Source organism: Bacteroidota bacterium, assembly GCA_034723125.1.
In the GTDB taxonomy this organism is placed as follows: domain Bacteria; phylum Bacteroidota; class Bacteroidia; order CAILMK01; family JAAYUY01; genus JAYEOP01.
Genome location: JAYEOP010000044.1, coordinates 1 through 5,543 on the forward strand (window position 1 = coordinate 1; position 5,543 = coordinate 5,543).

The 5,543-nt window shown below is 29.8% G+C and carries 2 protein-coding genes; both read left to right on the forward strand.

The genetic code is table 11. The features are described 5' to 3' along the window. A partial coding sequence (locus U9R42_01525) for an ATP-binding cassette domain-containing protein (protein ID MEA3494695.1) occupies window positions 1-3,799 on the forward strand: 3,799 nt, incomplete at its 5' end. A gap of 40 nt (window positions 3,800-3,839) precedes the next feature. Then, on the forward strand, window positions 3,840-5,117 hold the full coding sequence (locus U9R42_01530; GenBank protein ID MEA3494696.1) for a T9SS type A sorting domain-containing protein: 1,278 nt from the start codon (window positions 3,840-3,842) through the stop codon (window positions 5,115-5,117). Window positions 5,118-5,543 lie beyond the last annotated feature (426 nt).

Here is a 5,543-nt window from a genome sequence, read left to right on the forward strand (position 1 = left end):
GTCAAACAATAGAAATATTTTAAAAGTAATACGCAAAGTTGTTGATAACGGAAATACTGTTATCGTTGTTGAACACGATGCACAAACAATATTAAGTGCCGATTGGATTATTGATATTGGACCAAAAGCAGGAATTAATGGCGGAGAAGTACTTTTTAACGGAAGTGCTGAAAAGTTTTTAAAATCAAAATACAAATCCTTAACTAAAGATTATTTATCAGGTGAAAAACAAATTAAACTTAATTTTAAACAGAAAGAAAAAAAGTTTTTCAGTCTTAAAAATGCAGAAATAAATAACCTTAAAAATATTAATGTTGATTTTTATTACAATAATTTAAATTGTGTTACAGGTGTTTCCGGTGCAGGAAAATCAAGTTTAATAAATCAAACATTAATTCCATTAATCAATGATGAATATTTCAAACAAATTAATGCAAAAGGTAATCCCCAACTTCTTAATTATAATTTTACTAAAGCAATAATTGTAAATCAATCTCCAATAGGCAAAACAGTACGTAGCACACCTGCAACATACACAAAGTTGCATGATTTAATTCGTGATTTTTACGCAAAATTAGAGCAATCAAAGAAATTGGGATTTTCAAAAAGTACATTTTCCTACAACGTAAAAGGTGGTAGATGCGAAAAATGTCAAGGTGCAGGTAAGCTCGAAATTGGGATGCACTTTCTTGGAAAGGTAGAAACAACTTGTGATGTTTGCAATGGAAAGAGATACAATTCTGATATTTTAGAAGTTAAATATAAAAACAAAAATATTTCCGATATACTTGATATGTCGGTAAATGAAGCCTTGAACTTTTTTATTGGCGAAAGCAAAATTTCAAAAATATTGCAGATACTATCAGATATTGGCTTAGGATATTTACAACTTGGTCAATCGTCAAACACTCTTTCGGGAGGTGAAGCACAGAGAATAAAACTTGCAACAGAACTTGCAAAATCATCACAAACTAATACTCTTTTTATTTTTAGTGAGCCAACAACAGCATTGCATTTTTATGACATTCAAGTATTAATGAATGTTTTTGAAAAACTTTTGCAAAAAGGAAATACAATTATTTTAATTGAGCATAATGAAGATGTTATAAAAAATTCGCATCACATTATCGACCTTGGACCAAAGTCAGGTAATAAAGGTGGAGAACTTAATTTTTCAGCTTGTTTTAATGATTTCTTAAAATCTTCTAAATCCTTAACGGCAAATTTTTTAAAGCAAAAAATACAAGCAGTAAGTTTTGAAAAAACAATAGATAAAAGTAAGAAAAATATAATTTTAAAAGGAGTAAGCACAAATAACTTAAAAAATATTGATGTTGAAATACCTTATAATAAACATACTGTAATTACAGGGCGTTCGGGAAGTGGTAAAAGTAGTTTGGCTTTTGATACAATTTTTGTTGAAGCACAAAACCGATTTACCGAAAGTTTTCCTGCATATATTCGCCAGTTTGTTACACAAAATTCAAAGGCTAAATTCAATGAAATTAGTGGTTTAACTCCTGTTGTTGCATTAAAACAAAACAATAAAATTACTGACCCGCGTTCAACTCTTGGAACAATTACCGAAATTTACAACCATTATCGTTTACTTTTTTCACGCTTTGGCGTTGCTTTTTGTCCAATTTGTGGCAATAAAATTAATACAAATAAATGCGAAAAATGTAATACCACTTTTGTTGACACAAAAAAAGCATCATCCTATTCCTTTAACAACTCAGAAGGTGTTTGTGAAAATTGTAGCGGAATAGGTACTGTTTTAACATCAGACATTAATCTTTTAGTTGACGATTTTGAAAAATCATTTTTTGACGGAGCATTTAAAAAGCATAAATCTTTAAATTTTTATGCCGACATAAATGGTCAATACTTGGCAACTTTAAAAGAAGTAGGGAAAAAATATAATTTCGATTACACTTTGCCAATTAGTGAATTATCACAAGAAGCAATAAATTTAGCATTGTTTGGCAGTGGTAAAAATGAGTATAATGTTGAGTGGAAATTTAAAAGAAATAAAAGAGAGGGAACTCATAAGTTTAGAGGCAAATGGCTTGGCTTTATAAATTTAATTTTAGATGAGTATTACCAAAAACACGCAAATGGGAAAGGTGCTAACTTGTTACAGTTTTTAAAAGAGACTACTTGCACAAAATGTAATGGGCAAAAATTTAAGCAGGAAATACTTTCTGTAAAATTCAACGAAAAAAATATTGCCGAATTATCAGAAATGAGTGTGAGTGCAAGTTTACAATTTTTTAAAACCTTCATCAATAAAAATGGTGTAGAGATAAACACTGAATCTAAAAATCAATTATTCACAAATATAATTTCAAAATTAGAAGCTTTACAAAAATTCGGATTAAACTATTTAAGTATCAACAGGAAAACAACAACGCTTTCCGGTGGTGAGTTGCAAAGAGTATTGTTAAGCACAGTATTAAACGGTAGTTTAATAGGAATAACGTACATTCTGGACGAGCCAACAACAGGCTTGCACGCATCTGATGTGCAGTATTTAATTGAAAATATAAATCAATTAGTAGAAAATGGAAATACCATAATTACCGTTGAACATAACACAGAAATAATAAAAACTGCCGATAATATTATTGAAATTGGTCCTAAAGCAGGCATAGATGGTGGTGAAATTATTTCAACAGGAATTAGTAATATTTTAAAAATTGAAAAAGAATTTTTAGAATATTATAAACAGAACAAAGGCAATACAGTAGTTAAAAATGAAAATAAATTAGAAATAATTGCAGCAAAAGCAAACAATCTTAAAAATATTGATGTAGAAATAGAATTAAATAAAACAACGGTTATTACCGGTGTTTCGGGTAGTGGTAAAACAACTTTGATGCGTGATGTTTTATACAAATCCTTTAAAAATAAAAAAGCATTTAATTGTGATAATATCAAAATTGTAAATCATAATTCCGAAAGCTTAAGTGCAAATAATTCTTCCTTAAACAATTTAGCATTTCAAAATAGAATTATCTGGATTGACAAATCGGGAATAGATAAAAAAGCTCAAAGTACAACAGCTACTTTTATTGGAGTTTTTGATGAAATAAGAAAAATATTTGCATCTTCAAAACAGGCAAAAGAGAATAATTTTAAAGCTACCGATTTTTCATTTAACAACAAAACAGGACAATGTCCTGAATGTAAAGGCTTAGGAGAAATAAAAGTAAGCTTAGATTTTATTAGCGATATAAGTTCCGTTTGTGAAAGTTGCGGAGGAAAACGATATAAAAAAGAAATATTGCAAGTAAAATATAAAGGCAAAAGCATTTCAGATATTTTAGAAATGACAACAGCAGAAGCTTATGATTTTTTTGCTATGGATAAAAATCTAACTTCCATATTTAAGGTAATGTTAAACTTAGGTTTAGCGTATTTAAAATTAGGACAATCAACAAATAATTTATCGGGAGGTGAAGCACAAAGATTGAAACTTACCAAAGAGATTTTAAATAATAAAAAAACAAAAAATACACATAGCATTTATATTTTTGATGAGCCATCAAAAGGTTTGCAAATAAACGATTTACATTATTTGACAGATACTTTTAAATATCTTCAAAAGTTAGGAAATACAGTAATTTTTATTGAGCATAATCCTTACTTAATATTAACAGCCGATAATATTATTGACCTTGGACATGGTGGAGGTGAAATTGGCGGAGAGTTAATTTATCAAGGAAATTTGCAGGGTATTTTTAGCATTAGCGATTCTAAAACAGGAGTTTATTTGAAAAGTTTACTTATCTGTTAAACTATAATATCTTTGCCGAAATTTTTAAAATTTAATAATTATGAAAAATAAACTTATTACGTTTATAATATTACTTTTTATCTCTAATAATTTAGGAGCTAAACAAATAAGTGTTTTGTTTTTTGGCAACAGCATAACTGCATCAGGTATCCCCGAAACATTTCAGCAACTTGCACTAGAATCAGGTGATACGGTTTTTGTAGAACAACATTGGGGAGGTCAGATTTTACAAGAATATGTTCAAGATGTAGCTGCAATACAAATGACAAAGGATAAATTACAAGAACGTGATTGGGATTATGTTGTTCTTCAAGAAAATAGTCAGCTAAGTGGATTTTATCCCGGTTGGAATCAAGGTTACTTTGAGTATTATTCTTATGCTGCCGCTCAAACGCTTAACCAACTTATTAGAGAAAATAATAGTTGTGGAGAAACTATTTTTTTTATGACTTACGGTTATTTGGATGGTGATCAAATGAATTTTCCTGATGACACTTATGAAAAACAACAAACAAGAATAAAAAGAAATTATCTACTTTTAGCCGATAGCAATTCCTCAATGCTTGCTCCTGTTGGCTGGGCGTGGAGAAAAGTTAGAAGTGAAAAATCATGGGGAGATGAACTATATATGCCAGGCGATCATCATCCCGCTGAATTAGGTTCTTATCTTGCTTCTTGTGTTTTTTACGCAACAATTTTAGGGAAATCTCCAGCAGGTAATAAATTTATTGGAACTATTCCCCAAGATCGTGCTTTATATTTGCAATCAGTTGCAGGCTCAATCGTATTAACTGATAAAGTTGAATGGAACATAAATATCAATGTTCCTAATGCTTACTTTGATTTTGAAATAAATCAAAACAATAAAGTTAAGTTTACAACAGACATTTCTTCAAAGTATGTAGATTACCTTTGGTATTTTGGTGATGGAGATAGCAGTAGTAAAAAAGAGCCCATTCATGAATATTCTTTGTCAGGTGATTTTATTGTAAATCACTTTGTAATGAATGAATGCTATGCAACAGATACAATGATTGATACAATTACAATTATCCCTTCTTCAATAAAAAATAATAATGACTCTGAGCTAATTTCAGTTTCACCCAATCCTTCTACAGGATTATTTTCAGTAAACTTTGGCAAGAGCAAAATTGATAAAATCCAAATTACAACAGTTGATGGAAAATTGATTTATCAAAAGCTGATAAAGGAAAATACTTGCACAATTAATCTTTCTGATTACAAAACAGGAATTTATTTGTTAAATGTTTTTACAAAAGGGCAAATAATAAGAAAATCATTGCTTGTAAGAAAATAGAGTCCGTTTTTGGTTTTTTTCTATATTGATTTGTGTGGGTAAAAAAAATTAGAGCCACAGACTTCGTCTGTCGAAGACAAGCTAAGTGTAATAGAAATCTGACTACGTCTGTCGAAGACAGATTCACAGATTAAAATTCATTAATTAGTGCCTCTGAGAAAAAAAAGAAAATTCTGCATATCCTCTGCTCATCCCTTTGTCCCCTATAAATGATGCCATCACACTCAGTGAGTTGGGTTTTCCCCTTTAGGGAATTTATGGGATACAGATAAGCAAATAATGAGTTTTCTTATAAGTACTAATTACAAAAAGAGTAATTTTGTAATCTGTGAATCTGTCTTTGACAGACGTAGTCTTTACTTTTTGCATGTCTTCGACAGACGAAGTCTGTGGCAAATTTGATTACCCACAGTATTTGACATAGAA